Here is a 20,638-nt window from a genome sequence, read left to right as displayed (position 1 = left end):
ACCGTCACGGCAATTGAGAAAACTGCAGGAATGATTAGGACTTGCCCTCATATCTGAGGCCAGACGGAGAATTGTATGTGCGGCATTGTTGGGATCGTCGGAACGAAGCCGGTGGCGGATCGTCTGGTGGATGCGCTGCGGCGTCTCGAATACCGCGGCTATGATTCGGCGGGGGTCGCGACGATCCATGACGGCGTGATGGATCGCCGTCGCGCCGAAGGAAAGCTGTTCAATCTGGAAAAGCGGCTGGAGTCGGATCCGCTGCCCGGCACGACAGGCATTGCCCACACGCGCTGGGCAACCCACGGTGTTCCGAATGAAACGAATGCCCATCCGCATTTCGTCGAAGGCGTTGCCGTCGTCCATAACGGCATCATCGAGAACTTCTCCGAACTGCGCGAGGAACTGAAGGCCGAAGGCAAGGTATTCGTTTCGCAGACGGACACGGAAGTGGTGGCGCATCTGCTTGCAAACTACGTCCGCGAAGGGCTGGATCCGCGCGCGGCGATGCTGAAGATGCTCAACCGCGTCACTGGCGCCTATGCCTTGGCCGTGATGTTCCAGAACGATCCCGGCACGCTGATGGCCGCACGCTCCGGCCCACCGCTTGCCGTCGGGTACGGAAAGGGCGAGATGTTCCTCGGCTCCGATGCCATCGCGCTTGCGCCGTTCACCAACGAAATCACCTATCTCGTCGATGGCGATTGCGCCATCGTCACGCATGACGGCGTGACCATTCTCGACTTCAACGGCAAGGAAGTGAGCCGTCCGCGCCAGATCTCCCAGGCAACCGCCTATGTGGTCGACAAGGGCAACCATCGCCACTTCATGGAAAAGGAAATCTACGAGCAGCCGGAGGTCATCTCCCATGCGCTCAGCCACTACGTCGATTTCGCCAGCCATCGGGTACGCCCGGACATTTCGTCCATCGACTTCGGCAGCGTTTCCGGACTCGCGATCTCGGCCTGTGGCACGGCCTATCTTGCCGGTTTGGTGGGGAAATACTGGTTTGAGCGCTATGCGCGCCTGCCGGTGGAAATCGACGTTGCCTCCGAATTCCGCTATCGCGAGATGCCCTTGTCGCCGTCGCAGGCGGCGCTGTTCATCTCGCAGTCCGGCGAGACCGCTGACACGCTGGCATCGCTGCGCTACTGCAAGGACAACGGCCTGAAGATCGGCGCCGTGGTCAACGTCAAGGAATCGACCATCGCGCGCGAATCCGACGCGGTGTTTCCGATCCTGGCCGGTCCCGAAATCGGCGTTGCCTCGACGAAGGCTTTCACTTGCCAGCTCGCCGTTCTCGCATCTCTGGCGATTGGAGCGGGTGTTGCCCGCGGCACCGTCAGCGCCAAGGACGAGGAAGACCTGGTGCGCCATCTCGTCGAGATGCCGCGCATCATGGCGAATGTCCTGAATATCATCCAGCCGCAGATGGAAAGCCTGTCGCGCGAGATTTCAAAGTTCAAGGATGTGCTCTATCTCGGCCGCGGCACCAGCTTCCCGCTTGCCATGGAAGGCGCGCTGAAGCTGAAGGAAATCTCCTATATCCACGCCGAGGGCTATGCGGCCGGCGAATTGAAGCATGGGCCGATCGCGCTGATCGATGAAAACATGCCGGTCATCGTCATCGCCCCGCACGACCGCTTCTTCGACAAGACCGTTTCCAACATGCAGGAAGTGGCGGCGCGCGGCGGCCGAATCATCTTCATCACCGACGAATTGGGCGCAGCCGCCTCGACATTGCCGACCATGGCGACGATTACCTTGCCCGTTGTCGACGAGATCATTGCGCCGATCATCTTTTCGTTGCCGATTCAGCTGCTTGCCTATCATACCGCTGTCTTCATGGGCACGGACGTCGATCAGCCGCGCAACCTCGCCAAATCGGTGACGGTGGAATAAAACATCCCGCTGTCGAGCCTTTGTCGTCACGTCGTCGTGAGCCGGGCCTCAGTTCGGCACGGCGACGCGGCTGGCGGGTTGTATGCAGGGCCGATTTCTGGCACGTTTCTTGAGTGGAGATGGTGGGGAGGATTTGCCGGGTAGCGGTAGCGACGGAACGGAGTTTTCGAGCGGCGAATGACTGAGAAACTCATCAAGATATCCGTAACCACGCGGATCAGAAATAATTTCCTGGCCGGCCTGATTATCTGCGCTCCGATAGCCATCACGCTCTGGCTGACCTGGTCCGTCGTCCATTGGGCCGACAGCTGGGTACGGCCCTATATTCCGGCGCGCTACGATCCCGAGAGCTATCTGAATTTTGCCGTTCCCGGCACGGGCCTGCTGATCGCGATGATCTTCATCACGATCGTCGGTTTCCTGGCCAAGAACCTCATTGGCCAGAGCATCGTTCGTTTCGGCGAGTCGATCGTCAATCGCGTTCCTCTGGTGCGGACCATCTACAAGAGCGTCAAGCAGATCTTCGAAACCGTGTTGAAGGAGCAGGGCACCTCGTTCAAGAAGGTCGGGCTCATCGAATATCCGAGCCCCGGCCTGTGGTCGATCGTGTTCGTCTCCACGGATGCCAAGGGCGAGATCGCCTCGAAGTTCAACGCGCTGGGGCAGGACATGGTGGCGGTCTTCCTGCCGCCCACTCCTGTACCGACGGCGGGCTTTCTGGTTTTCGTCCCGCGCGAGAAAATCACCGTCCTCGACATGAGCCCGGAGGATGGCGCCAAACTCCTGATTTCCGGCGGCCTTGTCGCGCCTGAATACAGGGAGGAGCTGGTCGCGACAAAAAGCCTGCGTCCGCCGGTTCCCATGAAATCGCTCTCCTAGAATAAGTCCGGCCGTCGGCTGCGATCCTCGCGTCATGCGCGAGCTGTCATGTGCGTATCATGTTGACGTCTTAGACCGTCCCTGGGACATGCATCGGGATTATCTCATCAGCGGCATGTGCGGAGCGTCAGCGCCGGGCAGTGTGTTTTGCGGTGCTTTATCCGCTGGAGATGAATGCCACTGTCTTCGCACGGGTTTTCATCAGGAGGATATTGCCTTGAAAAATATGCGTTTCAGGAGCTTGCCGCTGCTTTCGGTCGCGCTCGCCACATGTGTTTTTACCGCGCCGATGATGGCGTTCGCGGATAGTTCCGTAACGGTCCAGGGCGTGACGCTCGTCAACAAGGGCCGCGTCGCCGTGGGGCGTATCCCCTCCAACCTGCGCGACAAGTTCGGCGAAACCTTCGGCTCCGGTTCCGGCATGTCGATCGATACGAAAAACTGGGTTCGCAACGCCGACGGCACCTATAAGGGTTCGCTATGGCTGCTGCCGGACCGTGGCTACAATGCGGTCGGCACCACGGACTATCGCCCGCGCCTGAACACGATCGACGTTACCTTGAGCCCGGTCGCGCCCGGTGCGGCGCCGGAAGCCGGCAAGGAACAGTCGGGCGTCGACGCCAAGCTCGCCGATACCCTGCTGCTGAAGGACGACAAGGGTGCCGACACCACCGGTCTCGATCCCGCCGATGGCACCCGCCATCCGGAAGGCGCCATGCCGCTGCTGCCCCAGGCGCCGAACGGCAAGATCTCGCTCGATACCGAAGCCGTCGCTCGTCTGCCCGACGGCACGATGTTCATCAGCGATGAATACGGCCCCTATATCTATCGTTTCGCTGCCGATGGCCGCATGATGTCCGCAACGCCGCCGCCGGCCGCGCTGCTGCCGATGCGCAACGGTGTCGTCAACTTCGCTTCCAACAATCCCGGTCCCGGCGAATCCGCCCCAGATCCGAAAGATCCGACCAGCGGCCGGCAGAACAATCAGGGTCTGGAAGGCATGTCGCTCACCCCGGACGGCAAGTTCCTGATCGCCGTGCTGCAGTCCGCAACCCGTCAGGACGGCGGCGATTCCGGCTCGACGCGCCAGAACACCCGGGCGCTGGTCTATGACGCGGCCGATCCGGCGAACCTGAAGCTGGTCCACGAATATGTCGTGCCGCTGCCGGTCTTCACCGACGCCAAGGGCAAGACAGCGGTCGCCGCCCAGAGCGAAATCTATGCGCTCTCGCCGCAGACTTTCCTGATGCTCGCGCGCGACAGCAACAATGGTTACGGCATGAAGGGTGACAAGTCACTCTACCGCAGCATCGTCGCGGTCGACGTCTCCGCCGCCACCGACATTGCCGGCGGACAGTTCGATGCCGACAAAGCGGTCGCGCCCAAGGGCGTTCTCGATCCGACAGTGAAGCCGGCCGCGGTCAGCCAGTTCATCGACATCAACGACAGTGCCGATCTGGCCCGCTTCGGCCTCCACAATGGCGCTCCGAACGACCGCAACAATCTCTCTGAAAAGTGGGAGGCGATGTCGCTCGCCAGCGTGCAGGATCCGAAGCTGCCGGACGATTACTTCCTGTTCATCGCCAACGACAACGACTTCCTGACCCAGGACGGCTATCAGGTCGGCGCTGCCTATAAGGGCGATGGCGGGGCCGACGTCGATACCATGTTCCAGGTATTCCAGGTTACCATTCCCGGCCTCGCCGCGAAGTAAGACCGCGAAACAGGGATGGGCGCGGCACCGCGCCCATCCGTTCATCCCGCCCGAAGGAACCGGATCGCTTCGTCGCGGCGGAAGAGATAGAGCAGGGTGCGCACCGCCATGCCGCGCTCGCCGGTCAGCTCCGGATCGCGCTCGATGAGATAGGCGGCATCCTTGCGGGCGATTTCCAAAAGGTCGGCATGGGCCTCGAGGCTGGCGATGCGGAAGCCGGGCGTGCCGGACTGGCGCGTTCCGAGGAGCTCGCCTTCGCCGCGCAGCTTCAGGTCTTCCTCGGCGATACGGAACCCGTCCTCGGTATCACGCATGATCGATAGCCGTGCGTGACCGGTTTCGCCGAGCGGCCCTTTGTAGAGCAGGATACAGGTGGAGGCTTCGTCGCCGCGACCGACACGTCCGCGCAGCTGATGCAACTGAGCCAGGCCAAAACGCTCCGCGTGTTCTATGACCATGATGGTCGCGTCAGGTACGTCGACGCCCACCTCGACGACGGTCGTGGCGACCAGCAGGCGGATCTCGCCGTTCTTGAAAGCCATCATCACGGCATCTTTTTCCGGCCCGCTCATTCGGCCATGAATGAGACCGATGCCCGGACCCAGCGCCTTCGTCAGCGTCTCATGACGCTCCTCGACCGACATTAAATCAGATTCTTCGGATTCTTCCACAAGCGGACATATCCAATAGGCTTTCTTGCCTTCGGAAAGCGCACTTCTCAGCCGGCCGACGATATCGCCCGTTCGCTCGTTTGGAATGGTGATTGTCTGGATCGGCTTGCGCCCGGCCGGCTTCTCGGTGAGCTTGGAAACGTCCATGTCACCGAAAGCGGCCAATACCAGCGTGCGCGGGATAGGCGTTGCGGTCATGACGAGCATATGCGGCGAGATGCCCTTGGCGGTCAGGCGCAGGCGCTGGTGAACGCCGAAGCGATGCTGCTCGTCGACGACAGCCAACATGAGATTGGCATAGGCGACGCTGTCTTGAAACAAGGCGTGCGTGCCGATGATGATCTGCGCCTCGCCGGAGGCTATGCGCTCTAGGATCGCATCCCGCTCGCGTCCCTTGGTGCGCCCCGTGAGAACTTCGACGGAAAGGTTTGCATTTGCTGCGAATTTCGAGATTGTAGCATAATGCTGGCGGGCAAGAATTTCAGTCGGCGCCATCAGCACCGCCTGGCCGCCGCTTTCGATCACGGCGGCGATCGCCATCAGCGCAACCAGCGTCTTGCCGGCGCCGACATCACCCTGCAGCAGCCGGAGCATGCGCTCCGTGCCCGCCATATCCTTGAGGATATCGGCAACCGCGTCACGCTGGCTGTTCGTCATGGAGAAGGGAAGGGATTCCAGTATCTTGCGGCTGATTTCTCCAGTCGCATGTACGGGCTTTCCAGCCACCTTGCGCAGTCTTTGGCGCACGAGAGATAGGGAGAGCTGCCCCGCCAGGAACTCGTCATAGGCAAGCCGCCGGCGTGCCGGCGCTTGCGGGTCGATATCGGCCGCATCCCTTGGCGCGTGCAGCATATGGAAGGCATCGGAGATCGTGGGAAAGCCCTGCTTCTGGGCAAGCGCCGGATCGTCCCACTCGGGCAGTTGCGGGATGCGCGGCAATGCCGCCTCGATGGTCTTGCGCAGGAATTTCGGCGAGAGCCCGGCGGTCAACGGGTAGACCGGTTCGACCAGCGGCAGGTTTTCCGCCTCGCTTTCGCGCATGATATAGTCCGGGTGCACCATGGAGGGGCGGCCGTTGAACCAGTCGACCTTGCCGCTGACCGTAACGGTCTCATCGACCGGCAGCTGCTTTTCGAGCCATTGCGCCTTGCCGCGGAAAAAGACCAGCGCAAGCTCGCCGGTTTCGTCATGCAGATAGACGCGGTAGGGAATGTTGCTGCGCGCGGGGGGCGGCTGATGCCGGTCGACGCGACCGGTAATGGTGACGATGGCCCCCTGCGGCGCTCTGGCGATACCGGGCTGTTCGCGCCGGTCGATGATCGAGTGCGGCGCGTGGAAAATGAGGTCGATGACGCGGCAGTCGTCGATCGTCTCGCGGTCGAGCAGCTTTACCAGCAGCTCGGACACCTTCGGCCCGACGCCGGGCAGCGAGGATATGGAGGCGAACAACGGATCGAGGATGGCGGGACGCATGGCCGGCAAAATGCGACGGGCAGGGCGCGTTTGGCAAGGGGGAGCGGCAGGCACGATGTCCTTGAGGCCAACACTCCCCCGAAAATTGCGCTTCCGACGCTTTTTTCTGAAAAACCGGTTCCCACCTTTCGATGCTGGTTTTATAGAGACGCATCAACATAAAGGTGTTTTCAATGACTGGGCTCACCCTCAGCAGTGCCGATCTCGATCCCCGCCGTCGGCGCATCCTTTTTCGCTGCTGGCATCGCGGCGTTCGCGAGATGGATCTGGTTTTCGGCCAGTTTGCCGACAACGAGCTGCCGGGCCTCCCCGAGGCCGATCTCGATGAGCTGGAGCGCATCATGGCCGAGGAAGACAATGATCTTCTCAGGTGGATCCTCGGTAGCCAGCCGACGCCGCAGCATCTGCAGACGCCTCTCTTTGAGCGCCTGGCGTCCTACAGGCCCGATTTCGAAGAGATCGCCGAAAGGTTCGGACTAACGAAATGATCCCCGGTTTCGACGCGAAGAAGCTGCTCGCCGCAAGCGAGCCGATGACGATCGGTCATGTCCCGGCCGGCCTGGAGCCCTTCCTGATTGCCGAGATGGCAAAGGCCGGCCAGCCGATCGCCTATGTCATGTCCGACGGCCAGCACATGGCCGATGTCGAACAGATGCTCGGCTTCATCGCGCCCGAAATACCGGTGCTTACCTTGCCTGCCTGGGATTGCCTTCCCTATGACCGCGTTTCGCCGAGTTCCGACACATCGGCCCGGCGTCTGGCGGCATTGTCGGGTCTCATTGCGCACCATCGCAAGCCACATGCGGCCATTGTGCTCGTCACCGTCAATGCCATGCTGCAGAAAGTCGCGCCGCAGGACATTATCGAGAGCCTGGCGTTCTCGGCCCGGCCCGGCAACCAGGTCCGCATGGACGATATCGCCAGCCGCCTCGAGCGCAATGGTTTCGATCGTGTAGCCACGGTGCGCGAAGTCGGCGAATTTGCCGTGCGCGGCGGCATTCTCGACGTCTTCGTTCCGGGCACGGAAGAGCCGGTGCGTCTGGATTTCTTCGGTGACACGCTGGAAAGTATCCGCAGCTTCGATCCGGCCAGCCAGCGCACGACGGGACAGGTACGCTCGCTCGATCTCAATCCGATGAGCGAGGTAACGCTGACGCCGGATACGATCAGCCGCTTCCGCAAGAACTATCTCTCGGCATTCGGGGCAGCCACGCGCGACGACGCGCTCTATGTCGCCGTTTCCGAAGGGCGCCGCTACGCCGGCATGGAGCACTGGCTGCCGCTCTTCTACGAGAAGCTGGAGACGGTATTCGACTATCTCAAGGGTTTCCGGCTGGTCACGGATCATACCGTGCGCGAGGCGGCCGAGGAGCGCTCCAAGCTCGTCTTCGACTATTACGACGCCCGTCTGCATTCCGGCCAACCCGCCAAGGGTCAGATGGCGCAGGGCACTCCCTACAAGCCGGTGACGCCCGGCCAGCTCTATCTCGACGGCAAGACTTTCGGCAATGCGCTCGACGCCTTCGGCGCCATTCGCATCTCGCCCTTCAACGAGCACGAAGGCGAGGCGCGTCGCGTGATCGAGCTTGATGCTCGGCAGGGGCCGCGCTGGGCGCGGTCCGCGACCGATAACGCCGACAGCGAGCGCGTCAACGTCTTCGATGCCGTCGTCAAGCATATTGCCGACAAGCGGGCCGCGGGTGGCAAGGTGCTGATCTCGGCCTGGACGGAAGGTTCGCTCGACCGCCTCCTGCAGGTGCTGTCCGAGCATGGGCTGGCACGCGTCAAGACGATCGAGGCTTTCAAGGATCTCGGCGGATTGGCGAAAGGCGAGGCGGCCGCGGCGGTGCTCAGCCTGGAAGCGGGTTTCGAAGCGGGCGACCTTATCGTCGTCGGCGAACAGGATATTCTCGGCGACCGCATGGTGCGCCGCTCCAAGCGCCGCAAGCGCGCCGCCGACTTCATCTCGGAAGTGGCGGGGCTGGACGAGGGCTCGATCGTCGTTCATGCCGAGCATGGTATCGGCCGCTTCGTCGGGCTGAGGACCATCGAGGCCGCCGGCGCACCGCATGCGTGCCTTGAGCTGCGCTATGCCGACGACGCCAAGCTGTTCCTGCCGGTCGAAAACATCGATCTCCTGTCGCGCTATGGCGGCGAAGGCACCGAGGCGCAGCTCGACAAGCTCGGCGGCGGCGCCTGGCAGATGCGCAAGGCCAAGCTCAAGAAGCGCCTGCTCGATATGGCCGGCGCCTTGATCCGTGTCGCAGCCGAGCGCCTGACCCGGCATGCGCCGGTACTCAGCACGCCGGATGGCCTCTATGACGAGTTTGCCGCTCGCTTCCCCTATGACGAGACCGACGATCAGATGAACGCCATCGAAGCGGTGCGCGAGGATCTTGGTGCCGGCCGGCCGATGGACCGCCTCGTCTGCGGCGACGTCGGCTTCGGCAAGACGGAAGTGGCGCTCCGCGCCGCTTTCGTGGCCGCCATGAACGGCGTGCAGGTCGCAGTCGTCGTTCCGACGACCTTGCTCGCCCGCCAACATTTCAAGACCTTCTCCGAGCGCTTCCGCGGCCTGCCGATCCGGGTGCAGCAGGCATCGCGCCTCGTCGGCTCCAAGGAGCTTGCCCTCACCAAGAAGGAAGTGGCCGACGGCAAGACCGATATCGTCGTCGGTACGCATGCGCTGCTCGGCGCCGGCATCCAGTTCGCCAATCTCGGCCTGCTCGTCATCGATGAGGAGCAGCATTTCGGTGTCAAGCACAAGGAGCGCCTGAAGGAGCTGAAGAGCGACGTGCATGTGCTGACGCTGTCGGCGACGCCGATCCCGCGCACGCTGCAGCTGGCGATGACGGGCGTGCGGGAGCTGTCGCTCATCACCACGCCGCCGGTCGACCGCATGGCGGTGCGCACCTTCATATCGCCGTTCGATTCCCTCGTGATCCGCGAAACGCTGATGCGCGAGCATTATCGCGGCGGCCAGAGCTTCTATGTCTGTCCACGTCTTGCCGATCTCACCGATATCCACGCCTTCCTGCAATCGGATGTACCGGAGCTGAAGGTGGCCGTCGCGCATGGCCAGATGCCGGCCGGCGAGCTGGAAGACATCATGAATGCCTTCTACGAAGGCCGCTATGACGTGCTGCTGTCCACCACCATCGTCGAATCCGGCCTCGACGTGCCGACAGCCAATACGCTGATCGTCCATCGAGCAGACATGTTCGGCCTTGCGCAGCTCTATCAGCTCCGCGGTCGCGTCGGCCGCTCCAAGGTCCGCGCCTTCGCGCTCTTCACGCTGCCGGTCAACAAGGTGCTGACGACGACGGCCGAGCGTCGGCTCAAGGTGCTGCAGTCGCTGGATACGCTCGGCGCGGGCTTCCAGCTCGCCAGCCACGACCTCGATATCCGCGGCGCCGGTAATCTGCTCGGCGAGGAACAGTCCGGCCATATCAAGGAAGTCGGTTTCGAGCTTTACCAGCAGATGCTCGAGGAGGCCGTCGCCGAGGTCAAGGGCATCGACGAGATCCAGGATACCGGCTGGTCGCCGCAGATCTCCGTCGGCACGCCGGTCATGATCCCCGACAATTACGTGCCGGATCTGCATCTGCGCATGGCGCTTTATCGCCGCCTCGGCGAGATCACCGAAATCAAGGAGATTGACGGTTTCGGCGCCGAAATGATCGATCGCTTCGGCCCATTGCCGATCGAGGTGCAGCATCTCCTCAAGATCGTCTACATCAAGTCGCTCTGCCGCATTGCCAATGTCGAGAAGCTGGATGCCGGCCCGAAGGGCGTCGTCGTGCAGTTCCGCAACAAGGAATTCCCGAACCCGGCCAACCTCGTCGGCTACATCGCCAAGCAAGGCACCATGGCCAAGATCCGCCCCGATCACAGTGTCTTCCTGACCCGCGATCTGCCGACGCCGGAAAAGCGGCTGCAGGGCGCGGCCGTGGTCATGACTCAGCTGGCGGAACTCGCGAAATAGGGAGGCGGGCTTTCAGCGCTCTTTACGGCTGACAAAAGCCCCGTTTCTTTTTCGGTTTAAAGCACGCCGCCGCCAGCTTCGAATACCCCCGGCAATCGCCTTGCGGAATGCGGCTAGTTGCCTATGGCGTAGATGCGGCTTCACTTTGCATATTCGAGCGCCGCATGAAGCGTCCCGGGGGCAAGCCGACATGGCGACTGAAGGCGGTGCTGAACGTGCTGGCAGATCCATAGCCAACCCGCATCGCCACCTCATCGAGCGCCATCTTTCCGTCGCGCAACAGGTTTTTGGCAACGGCCATTCGCCAAGCCAGCAGATATTCCATGGGCCTGAGCCCGACCAGGCGCAAGAAGCGATCGAAGAAAGCTGAACGGGACATGGCGGCCTCGCTTGCGAGTTCCGGAATTGTCCAGGCCCGCTCGATATCACCGTGCATGCCGCGCAGAGCGGCTGCAATCCGGGGGTCGGCAAGCCCACGCAGGAGACCCGGTTGCGCTTCCCGCGCAGGGGCGGCACGCAGCGCTTCGATGAGCAGGATTTCCGCGAAGCGTTCAAGGATAAGGTCGCGGCCAATGTTTTCGCCAGTTGCTTCCTCGCCGACCAGATGCACCAGCTGCGCCAGCCGCGGAACCCCGCGAATGTGGATCATCCGCGGCAGGAGCGAGACAAACAAGGCTGCATCGGGCGAACCGAACGAGAACCAGCCGCCGAACTGTCGAACGTCGGCAGGCCCATGTTGGCGGCCATAGCGAATTTCCCCGGCGGGCGGCGGTGCTGTTTTCGGATCGATGTTCAGAACCGTTGCGGGCTCGAAGCCGGACATGGTGAAGGCCGGCGTGGCCGGCAGCAGGACGAAGTCACCTTCTTCGAGAACGACCGCTGCTTCGCCTTCGACCGCCAGGCGGCATCGTCCTTCAATCACCGCGCAGAAACCCGGTTGGCCGAATTCGGCATAGCGCACGGCCCAGCGTCCGGCGCCGCTGATCTCCTTCGAGAAGACGGCGCGGGGTCGAAGGAGCTGGATCACGTCAGTAAGCGGGTCAGGCATTCTGGACTTTTGCGAATGAAATTCGGACGAATGATTGATGTTAGTCCTGATTATGTCCGTTACATCGGTCTCGTCAACAAAGATCACAGGAGATCGACATGAATACTGTCCTTATCACCGGCTGTTCGTCCGGCTACGGGCTGGAGACCGCCCGGCATTTTCACGCGCAAGGCTGGACCGTCATCGCCACCATGCGCACCCCCCGCACAGACCTGCTGCCCGAGTCGATACGCATCCTGCCATTGGACGTGACCAGTGCGCAGAGCATCGCGGCTGCTATCGAGGCGGCGGGGCCGATCGACGTTCTGGTGAACAATGCGGGGATCGGCGTCGTCGGCGCCTTCGAGGCGACGTCGATGTCGCGTGTGCGCAAGGTATTCGAGACCAACACCTTTGGCGTGATGGCGATGACCCAGGCAGTTATTCCGCAGATGCGCGAGCGCCGGTCCGGAGTGATCGTGAATGTCACGTCCAGCGTGACGCTGGCATCGATGCCGCTGGCGGCGGCCTATACTGCCAGCAAGCAGGCCATTGAGGGTTTTACCGGGTCGCTTGCCCATGAGTTGGCCGCCTTCGGAGTGCGTGCGAAACTCGTGGAGCCCGGCTATGCGCCAACGACGCGGTTTGCGGCAAACACCGATGTTCCGGTCATGGACTTGATTCCCGAAGCCTATCTCGATTTCGCTCGGCCGATTTTTGCGGGGTTTGCCAATCCACCCCTCACAACAAAGGAAAGCGACGTGGCCGCGGCGATATGGCTCGCCGTCAACGATGGCTCAGACCGACTGCATTATCCGGCGGGGGAAGATGCAGTCGCATTGGCAGGGCTGGCCTGAGGGGAGCAGCACCGATCAGCGACCCTTCCCGATGATCGGTGCCTTGAAACGTTCGGTTTGCGGCCGGGCCTGAATTCCATGCACAGCCGCTTCCGGCGCTCACGGATATCTCGTGCCCGAAAGCAATGGAAAGCATCTGCCGGCTGTCGCAGAAGCGGCTGACGCCGCTCAATTCATCCCGGCTCGGGCCTCGGCCTTCATCTTGGCGATATCGCGCAGCGCGCCGGCGATCACATCCGGGGTCTGGGCGCCGCTGACGGCATATTGCTGGTCGAAGATGAAGAAGGGCACGCCGGTGACGCCGATCTTCTGCGCGGCGTCGATTTCGGCTACGATGAGGTCACGGTCGGCATCCGAGGCAAGCAGTGTGGCGACGACGGAGCGGTCGAGCCCGGCATTTTCAGCGATATCGAGCAGAACCGCGTGGTCGCCGACATTGCGGCCCTCTTCGAAGTTGGCCTTGAAGAGGGCGTTGACGACCTTGTCCTGCTTTTCGCGGCTTTCCGTGACGGCCCAGTGGATCAGGCGATGGGCGTCGAGTGTGTTCGGGCCGATCTTGATGGCGTCGAAATCGAACTTGATGCCCACTTCGCGGCCGAGATCGGTCAGCATCTTGTGTCCCTGCGCCACACGCTCGGCGCCGCCGAGCTTCTGCTCCAGCGCCTTCTTCTGGTCGACGCCTTCGGGCGGATAGTCCGGGTTCAGACGATAGGGGCGCCAGTTGAGGTCGACACCCACTTCGTCCTGCACCTCCGCAATCGCCAGCTCCAGGCGGGCTTTGCCGAGATAGCACCATGGGCAGACGACGTCTGAGACAATATCGATCGTGATGCGTTCCATGGTTTCGTCCTTTCGGTCTCCGGGCTGATCCTCCCCATCTATGCCTAAGTGGCGATGGCTTCAACCAGTTACCGAAAGGGAACCAACCGGCATCATTGCACCGAGGCGTCCCACCAGACGGGCAACTGGTAGCCATAGAGCGGCAATATGTCGGGATGGGCGATGTGGCTTCGCCGCGCTACCCACTGCTGGGCGATATGATAGAGCGGCACGACGTAATAGCCCGAAATCAGGATGCGATCGAACGAGCGCACGGCGTCGCGAAAATCATCGGCGGAATGCGCCGTCAGAAAGTGGTCGATCAGCGTATCGACGTCAGGATCCGCGACACCGGCAAAATTCAGGCTGCCCGGCGTCTTGGCGGCGACGGAACCCCATCGCCCGACTTGCTCGATGCCCGGTGACAACGACGAGGGATAGGATTTGACGATCATGTCGTAGTCGTAGCTTGTCGTGCGCAGCTGATATTGCGAATCGTCGACGGTGCGGATCGTGACGGCGATGCCGAGCAGCGCCAGCGAGCGGCGGTAGGCGAGGGCGATTCGCTCCTGATCCGCATTCTGCGTCATGATTTCGAAGCTGAGCTGCCGTCCGGCGCTGTCGACCATGCGTTCGCCCTTGATCGTATAGCCGCCCTGCTTGAGGAAGTTGACGGCCTTGCGCAGGATCTTGCGATCGCGGCCAGAGCCGTCGCTGATCGGGAGCTTGTAGGTGCCGTCTAGCACATCGGCGTCGATATGGTCCTTGATCGGGCCGAGCATGGCGAGCTCGTTGGCATCGGCGGGAGTGCCGAAGGACGAAAGATCGGAGTTCTGCCAGTAGCTTTCGGTGCGCGTATAGGCGCTGGAGGCAAGGCTACGGTTGAACCATTCGAAATCGAAGGCGAGCGCCAGGCCCTTGCGCACATTCTTGTCGGCGAAGATCGGCCGGCGCGTATTGAACACGAAGCCCAGCATGCCGCTCGGCAGCTTCGGCGTGAATGTCTCCTTCACGACGGCTCCGGAGCTGACCGCCGGGAAATTATAGGCCTGCTGCCAGTGAGCGGGGCTGCCATCCTGATAGATGTCGAGATCGCCCTTCTTGAAGGATTCGAACACGGTCGTGTCTTGCAGGAAGTAGTTCACCACCACCTGATCGTAATTGTCGACGCCGACTTTCGTCGGAATGTCCTTGCCCCAATAATCGGGATTGCGTTCGAAGACGATTCGCTGGCCGGGATCGACGCTTTTTACCCGATACGGGCCGGAGCCGATCGGGATGCTGAGCGTCGTGCGGTCGAAACTGTCAGGATCGGTCGCGTGCTTGGGCAGGATCGGCAGAGACGAGGCAATGATCAGCGGCGTCTCGCGGTTGGCCTTCTCGTTGAAGCGGATCAGCACGCCATGATCGCCGACCTTTTCCATGCTGCCGATCGTGTCGAGCCAGGAAGAGAAGGGGATGCGCCCCTTGTCGCGCAGGATCTGGAAGGTGAAGATCACGTCGTCCGGCGTCACGGGCTGTCCGTCGGACCATTTGGCGCCGGGATTGAGGTTGAACTGGATATAGCTCCTGCTGTCGTCCCATTCGACCGTCTGCGCCAGCAGGCCGTAAAGCGTGAAAGGTTCGTCGCGCGAGCGCTGCATCAGCGGCTCATAGATGAGGTTGCCGAATTCCGGATCCCACATGCCGCGCGCCGTCGTGCGCATGCTCTTTAGAATGAAGGGATTGAGGTTGTCGAAGGTGCCGACGACGCCATAGTTGATGCGGCCGCCCTTTTTGACATCCGGATTGACGTAAGGGAAATGTTTGAAGTCCGCCGGCAGCGCCGGATCTCCGTGCATGGCGATACCATGAAGCGGCTGCGCCACTACGGCGTTGCACAAGGCTGCGAAGAACAGGAAGACAGCGATCCGGAGCGCTTGCATGGCATCCTTTCCGGTAAGGGTACGATTCGGCGGAACCTTATCATGAGCGTGCCGAATTCAACACGCGACCGCGGAATTCTTAGGTGTCGGCAGAAAAGACCAAAGAAAAGCTGGATATCCGCGCCAGTGCGATGTAACAGGAGTGCCGGGTTTCCCGGGTCATGTATTTGCCTTATTCATTCGACAGGTGAACGACGGTTTGACCCGAATTGCATGGGACGGCGCGCTGTCGTCCCGCAGCGGATTTCAGGAGGCGGTTTCGCTATGATGTTCAAGACTGACAACAAAATGCGGGCAGGTCTCTCTGCTCTGGCTCTCATGATCGGCGCGGCCATGCCGGCGGCCGCCTTTGCTCAGGATGCGTCCAACGCAGCTCCTGCCGACGGCGGTGGCGATCCCAATCAGCCGCGTCTGGGCTGGTACAAGACCTGCGCCAAGCAGGACGATGCCGATATCTGCATCGTGCAGAACCTGATTATGGCAAACAACGGCCAGCTGGTAACGGCTGTCGGCCTCATCTCCGTCGATGGCAAGGTCAACCGCAAGATCCTGCAGATTTCCGTTCCGACGGCTCGCCTGATCCCGCCCGGCATCACCATGCAGGTCGATGGCGGCAAGGGCCAGAAGCTCGACTACGCCGTCTGCCTTCCGGACAAGTGCACCGCCGAAGTGCCGCTGACGGACGCCATGATCGCTTCGCTGAAGAAGGGCACCGATGTGACCTTCACCTCGATAAACTTCCGTCGCGCGCCGAACCCGATCAAGATTTCGCTCGGCGGCTTCGGCGCTGCCTATGACGGCCCAGCAATCTCCGACTCCAAGCTCGCTGAAAGCCAGAAGAGCCTGCAGGACAGCATGCAGAAGAAGGCTGAGGAAGCACGCAAGAAGCTCGAAGACGCGCAGAAGGCTGCCAAGCAGCAGTAAGCTTGCGAAACATCGTTTCATTGAAAAGCCCGGAGGAATCCGGGCTTTTTCTTTGTGACCAATCCTGTGGCCATGCCGCCGGAGCAATTCCAGGAAAATTGGGCAGCGGTTTTCCGTCCGGATTTGCGTGGAAACAAAGAGATTGAGCGGCTCGGCGATTCCATGAAACGCCGAGCCGCCCTGAAACAAAAACGGAAGGCGTTGGGAGCGCCTTCCGCTTGAAATGGAACTGGTTTGACAAGTGCTTAGTGGGCGAAGCTCATCTTGGGCTTGAGCTGTCCCGTGGGCGCCTGGTCGAAAATCTGGGCAATCTGCGGATTGCGAAGCGGAAGGCCGCTCTCGTCGTTCACGAGATTCTGTTCCGAGACGTATGCGACATACTCCGTCTCGTCGTTTTCGGCGAGAAGGTGGTAGAAGGGCTGGTCCTTGTCCGGCCGCACTTCTGCGGGAATGGAATTCCACCATTCCTCCGTGTTTGCGAATTCCGGATCGACATCGAAGACGACACCACGGAAGGGGAACATCCGGTGTCGAACCACATCGCCTATATTGAACTTTGCGTTGCGTTGTTTCATGGCACGACTTCCTTTCAAGTAATCATGTGGTGACTTTCACCACTGATATCAAGGATTTTGCCCCCATTCCTTCATCGAACCGTCACACTCGGCCCGGTTCCCCGCCGCGCGAATCGAGCTTGCAACACGCAAAGGCTCTCGTGCGGTGGAATGGCCGCCCGAAACGCGCGGCCAGTAAAAAGCCCCGGGCTAGCCGGGGCTTTATCACTCGATATCAGACCGAATAGTACATGTCATATTCGACCGGATGCGGGGTCATTTCGAAGCGCATGACTTCCTGCATCTTCAGTTCGATGAAGGCATCGATCTGGTCGTCGTCGAAGACGCCGCCGGCGGTGAGGAACTTGCGGTCCTTGTCGAGGCTTTCCAGCGCTTCGCGCAGCGATCCGCAAACCGTCGGGATCTTCTTCAGTTCCTTCGGCGGCAGGTCGTAGAGGTCCTTGTCCATGGCCTTGCCGGGATGGATCTTGTTCTTGATGCCGTCGAGGCCTGCCATCAGCATGGCAGCGAAGCCGAGATAGGGGTTGGCGGTCGGGTCGGGGAAGCGGACTTCGACGCGCTTTGCCTTCGGGTTCGAGCCGAACGGGATGCGGCAGGAGGCGGACCGGTTACGAGCCGAATAGGCGAGCAGAACCGGAGCTTCGTAACCCGGGACGAGACGCTTGTAGGAGTTCGTCGACGGGTTGGTGAAGGCGTTGATCGCCTTGGCATGCTTGATGATGCCGCCGATGTAGTAGAGGCAGCTTTCCGAGAGGCCTGCATATTCGTCGCCGGCGAAGGTCGGCTTACCGCCTTTCCAGATCGACTGGTGAACGTGCATGCCCGAGCCGTTGTCGCCGAAGATCGGCTTTGGCATGAAGGTTGCCGTCTTGCCATAGGCATTGGCGACCTGATGCACCACGTACTTGTAGATCTGCATGCCGTCGGCACTGCGAACCAGCGTGTCGAACTTGATGCCGAGTTCGTGCTGGGCGGCCGCCACTTCGTGGTGATGCTTTTCGACGGTGACGCCCATCTCGGTGAGAACCGTCAGCATCTCCGAGCGCATGTCCTGAGCGCTGTCGATCGGCGGGACCGGGAAGTAGCCGCCCTTGACGCGCGGACGATGGCCGAGGTTGCCGGTCTCGTAGTCGGTGTCGTCGTTGGACGGAAGTTCGCTGGAATCGAGCTTGAAGCCGGTATTGTACGGATCGGCCTTGTACTTCACGTCGTCGAAAACGAAGAACTCGGCTTCCGGGCCGAAGAAGGCCGTGTCGCCGATGCCGGAGGCCTTAAGGTAAGCTTCTGCTTTCTTGGCGGTGCCGCGCGGGTCGCGATTATAGGCTTCGCCGGAGACCGGATCGAGGATGTCGCAGAGGATAACCATGGTGGACTGCGCGAAGAACGGATCCATGTGGGCCGTATCCGTATCGGGCATCAGCACCATGTCGGATTCATTGATGGCCTTCCAGCCGCCGATCGAGGAACCGTCGAACATGACGCCGTCGGCGAACATGTCTTCATCGACACAGATGATATCCATGGTGAGATGATGCAGCTTGCCCTTGGGGTCGGTAAAGCGCAGGTCAACGAACTTGACGTCGTTATCCTTGATTTGTTTCAGAATGTCGCTTGCGGTCGTCATTAAATTACTTCCCTTGACTTAGATGACGATTAAACGAGCCTCGGCCGCAAGGGCCGGGCGGATTAGATGGCGTCGATGCCCGTTTCGCCGGTGCGGATTCGAATGACTTCTTCCACGTTGGAAACGAAAATCTTTCCGTCGCCGATACGGCCTGTTTGCGCAGCCTTGCGGATGGCCTCGATCACGGCCTCCGCATTTTCGTCCGCCAATACAACTTCGACCTTCACCTTCGGCAGGAAGTCGACGACGTATTCGGCTCCACGGTAAAGCTCCGTGTGGCCCTTCTGACGACCGAAGCCCTTCGCTTCCGTGACGGTGATGCCCTGCAGGCCAACTTCCTGAAGGGCTTCCTTCACTTCGTCGAGCTTGAAGGGCTTAATGATCGCTTCGATCTTTTTCATGAGAAAATGTCTCTCCGCTTCTCCTGTTACAGCAGGACTACTCCCCGCTCGGCCAACGTAATGCACGTATCATGCCAATTGAGAATGAGCCGCCGTAAAAAATCCCGGCGAATTTGCACCGAGACGATGAATTGATGAGGATTTTTCGGAAAAATGGAAGCGATTTCGCGTGTAAATGCGTGGGATAAGCAAAATTTCCCGAAAAAGTGCCGCGCGCGTGATGTTTGTTCCTTAGTAAGGTCTTGAATGTTATTGTTTAAATCTTATGCAGATGCATAATAATCGATCAAATCGTGTGGCGAAATGGCGGTTGTTTTTGAGGCAGATTTCGCATCTATAATGTTCGCCATGATGTTGCCGCTCGCCGACCTGCTCCTCACCCCAGACGCCATGGCCGCCGTCGACAGCGCAGCCGCAGCGTCCGGCATTGATTCCTATGGACTTATGGAAAAGGCGGGGCAGGCCGTTGCCGGCGTCGCGCTCCGACACTTCCCCGAGGCGCGTCGATATGTGGTCCTTTGCGGGCCTGGCAACAACGGCGGCGATGGCTATGTGGCCGCCCGCGCCCTGCGACGGGCCGGCGCCGACGTGCAACTCTTCCATCTGGGCGACCCGCAGAAGCTCAAGGGTGACGCGGCCCATGCTTTTGTCGATTGTCCGGTCAGTGGAGAGCCGATCGACAGCTATATACCTCGGCTCGGCGATGTCGTGATCGATGCCGTCTTCGGTGCCGGTCTCTCCCGCCCTGTGCCGGATGACGTGGCCGCCACGATCGCGCGGGTCGAGGCAGCGGGTGTTCCCGTGATTGCCGTCGATCTGCCTTCCGGCCTCGATGGGCGCAGCGGCCAGGTCCTTGGCGCAGCCTTCCGTGCCGCGCGCACGGTGACCTTCATGACGCGCAAGCCGGGGCATCTTCTCTTGCCGGGCCGTGAGCTTTGCGGAGATCTTGAGGTCTTCGACATCGGCATTCCCGGCCGCATCGTCCAGGCGCATGCCGATGGCTTGATCGCTGAAAACACGCCGGCACAGTGGCAGGCGAAAATACCGTCAGCGGACGCCGACACGCATAAATACAAACGCGGCCATCTCGTCGTCTTTTCCGGCGGACCGAACGCGACGGGCGCCGCACGCATGTCGGCCATGGCCGGGCTGAAGGCAGGCGCGGGCCTTGTCACCATCGCATCGTCGCCGGAAGCGTTGAGCGTCAATGCGGGCCTGCTCACGGCGATCATGCTGCACCCCATCGCGGATGAAGCCTCGTTGCGGGAATGGCTTGCAGACCAACGCCTATCGACCTTCGTTCTCGGGCCTGGTTTCGGTGCCGGCGACAAGGCAAGACAATTCTGCCTTGCGCTCGCGGATCGCCATCTGGTGCTGGATGCGGACGGCATCACCTCGTTTCGCGATCAACCGCAGAAGCTTTTCGACGCCTTTGCCGAAGGTCCGACACGATTGGTGCTGACGCCGCATGAAGGGGAGTTTGGCCGCCTCTTTCCGGACATCGCCGCCGACGAAGCCCTGAGCAAGGTCGACAAGGCGAGGGCTGCTGCGGCGCGTGCTCATGCTGCCATCATCTACAAGGGTGCCGACAGCGTGATCGCCGCGCCGGATGGCCGGGCCCTGATCAACACCAACGCGCCGCCCTGGCTTGCCACGGCTGGCTCCGGCGATGTGCTGGCCGGCATCGTCGGCGGCCTCATGGCGCAAGGAGCGCCCGCCTTCGAGGCAGCGGCTGCCGGTGTCTGGCTGCACGGCCTTGCCGGCCAGCATGCCGGCAAGGGGCTGACGGCCGAAGATCTCGTCGCCAACGTCAAGCCGCTTTAGGGCCGTTCAGGGAAAACTGTGCAGCGGTTTTCCAACCG

At 61.3% G+C, this 20,638-nt stretch carries 15 protein-coding genes; 8 read left to right on the top strand and 7 right to left on the bottom strand.

Annotation, left to right across the window (positions count from 1 at the left end; genetic code table 11):
* The first annotated feature begins 75 nt into the window (after nt 1-75).
* The 3 genes from glmS to GR212_RS07255 all read left to right on the top strand — a co-directional run bounded on the left by glmS (nt 76) and on the right by GR212_RS07255 (nt 4,495).
* On the top strand, nt 76-1,902 hold the full coding sequence (gene glmS, locus GR212_RS07265; protein ID WP_163985815.1) for a glutamine--fructose-6-phosphate transaminase (isomerizing): 1,827 nt from the start codon (nt 76-78) through the stop codon (nt 1,900-1,902).
* A gap of 177 nt (nt 1,903-2,079) precedes the next feature.
* Nucleotides 2,080-2,781 (top strand): DUF502 domain-containing protein, encoded by a 702-nt coding sequence (locus GR212_RS07260; protein ID WP_163985814.1) that lies wholly within the window; start codon nt 2,080-2,082, stop codon nt 2,779-2,781.
* 289 nt (nt 2,782-3,070) lie between these two features.
* Nucleotides 3,071-4,495, top strand: a complete 1,425-nt coding sequence (locus GR212_RS07255; RefSeq protein ID WP_432444358.1) for an esterase-like activity of phytase family protein — start codon at nt 3,071-3,073, stop codon at nt 4,493-4,495.
* 41 nt (nt 4,496-4,536) lie between these two features.
* On the opposite strand, the gene recG is transcribed toward GR212_RS07255, so the two are convergent.
* A complete protein-coding gene (recG, locus tag GR212_RS07250; RefSeq protein WP_163985812.1) occupies nt 4,537-6,639 on the bottom strand; it encodes an ATP-dependent DNA helicase RecG in 2,103 nt (700 codons plus the stop codon).
* A 173-nt stretch (nt 6,640-6,812) separates the two neighbouring features.
* Between recG and GR212_RS07245 the strand changes: the two genes are divergently transcribed.
* Nucleotides 6,813-7,127 (top strand): succinate dehydrogenase assembly factor 2, encoded by a 315-nt coding sequence (locus tag GR212_RS07245; protein ID WP_163985811.1) that lies wholly within the window; start codon nt 6,813-6,815, stop codon nt 7,125-7,127.
* Complete coding sequence (gene mfd / locus GR212_RS07240) at nt 7,124-10,624, top strand: transcription-repair coupling factor (RefSeq protein WP_163985810.1); 3,501 nt, start codon at nt 7,124-7,126, stop codon at nt 10,622-10,624. Before GR212_RS07245 ends, mfd begins: the two co-directional genes overlap by 4 nt.
* A 121-nt stretch (nt 10,625-10,745) precedes the next feature.
* Here the strand turns inward: mfd and GR212_RS07235 are convergent, their stop codons facing one another.
* Nucleotides 10,746-11,672 (bottom strand): AraC family transcriptional regulator, encoded by a 927-nt coding sequence (locus GR212_RS07235; RefSeq protein WP_163985809.1) that lies wholly within the window; start codon nt 11,670-11,672, stop codon nt 10,746-10,748.
* 98 nt (nt 11,673-11,770) lie between these two features.
* Between GR212_RS07235 and GR212_RS07230 the strand changes: the two genes are divergently transcribed.
* Entirely contained in the window at nt 11,771-12,508 is a 738-nt protein-coding gene (locus tag GR212_RS07230; RefSeq protein ID WP_163985808.1) for an SDR family oxidoreductase, read from the top strand.
* 168 nt (nt 12,509-12,676) lie between these two features.
* Here GR212_RS07230 and GR212_RS07225 read toward each other — a convergent pair whose 3' ends face one another.
* Both GR212_RS07225 and GR212_RS07220 read right to left on the bottom strand, forming a co-directional pair.
* On the bottom strand, nt 12,677-13,348 hold the full coding sequence (locus GR212_RS07225; RefSeq protein ID WP_163985807.1) for a DsbA family oxidoreductase: 672 nt from the start codon (nt 13,346-13,348) through the stop codon (nt 12,677-12,679).
* A gap of 92 nt (nt 13,349-13,440) precedes the next feature.
* Nucleotides 13,441-15,252 carry an extracellular solute-binding protein gene (locus GR212_RS07220; protein ID WP_163985806.1) on the bottom strand — a complete coding sequence of 604 codons (1,812 nt, stop codon included), beginning with the start codon at nt 15,250-15,252 and terminating at the stop codon, nt 13,441-13,443.
* Between the two features lie 264 nt (nt 15,253-15,516).
* Between GR212_RS07220 and GR212_RS07215 the strand changes: the two genes are divergently transcribed.
* The gene (locus GR212_RS07215) at nt 15,517-16,176 is read left to right on the top strand and encodes an invasion associated locus B family protein (protein ID WP_163985805.1); all 660 of its coding nucleotides are present in this window, start codon (nt 15,517-15,519) and stop codon (nt 16,174-16,176) included.
* 245 nt (nt 16,177-16,421) lie between these two features.
* On the opposite strand, the gene hspQ is transcribed toward GR212_RS07215, so the two are convergent.
* The 3 genes from hspQ to GR212_RS07200 form a co-directional block, all read right to left on the bottom strand.
* Entirely contained in the window at nt 16,422-16,751 is a 330-nt protein-coding gene (gene hspQ / locus GR212_RS07210) for a heat shock protein HspQ (RefSeq protein ID WP_163985804.1), read from the bottom strand.
* Nucleotides 16,752-16,965: 214 nt separating this feature from the next.
* Nucleotides 16,966-18,375, bottom strand: coding sequence for a type I glutamate--ammonia ligase (gene glnA / locus GR212_RS07205; RefSeq protein WP_163985803.1), 1,410 nt, complete (start codon nt 18,373-18,375; stop codon nt 16,966-16,968).
* A 62-nt stretch (nt 18,376-18,437) separates the two neighbouring features.
* Entirely contained in the window at nt 18,438-18,776 is a 339-nt protein-coding gene (locus tag GR212_RS07200) for a P-II family nitrogen regulator (protein WP_015339877.1), read from the bottom strand.
* Between the two features lie 348 nt (nt 18,777-19,124).
* Here GR212_RS07200 and GR212_RS07195 point away from each other — a divergent pair, with 348 nt between their 5' ends.
* Nucleotides 19,125-20,600: an NAD(P)H-hydrate dehydratase gene (locus tag GR212_RS07195; protein ID WP_163985802.1), complete on the top strand. Its 1,476-nt coding sequence runs from the start codon at nt 19,125-19,127 to the stop codon at nt 20,598-20,600.
* Nucleotides 20,601-20,638: the final 38 nt, after the last annotated feature.

Origin of the sequence: Martinezella lusitana, assembly GCF_010668395.1 — a bacterium.
Classification (GTDB): domain Bacteria; phylum Pseudomonadota; class Alphaproteobacteria; order Rhizobiales; family Rhizobiaceae; genus Rhizobium; species Rhizobium lusitanum_A.
The sequence above is the reverse complement of the archived record's forward strand: the minus strand, read 5'-3'. Positions and strand labels throughout refer to the sequence as shown.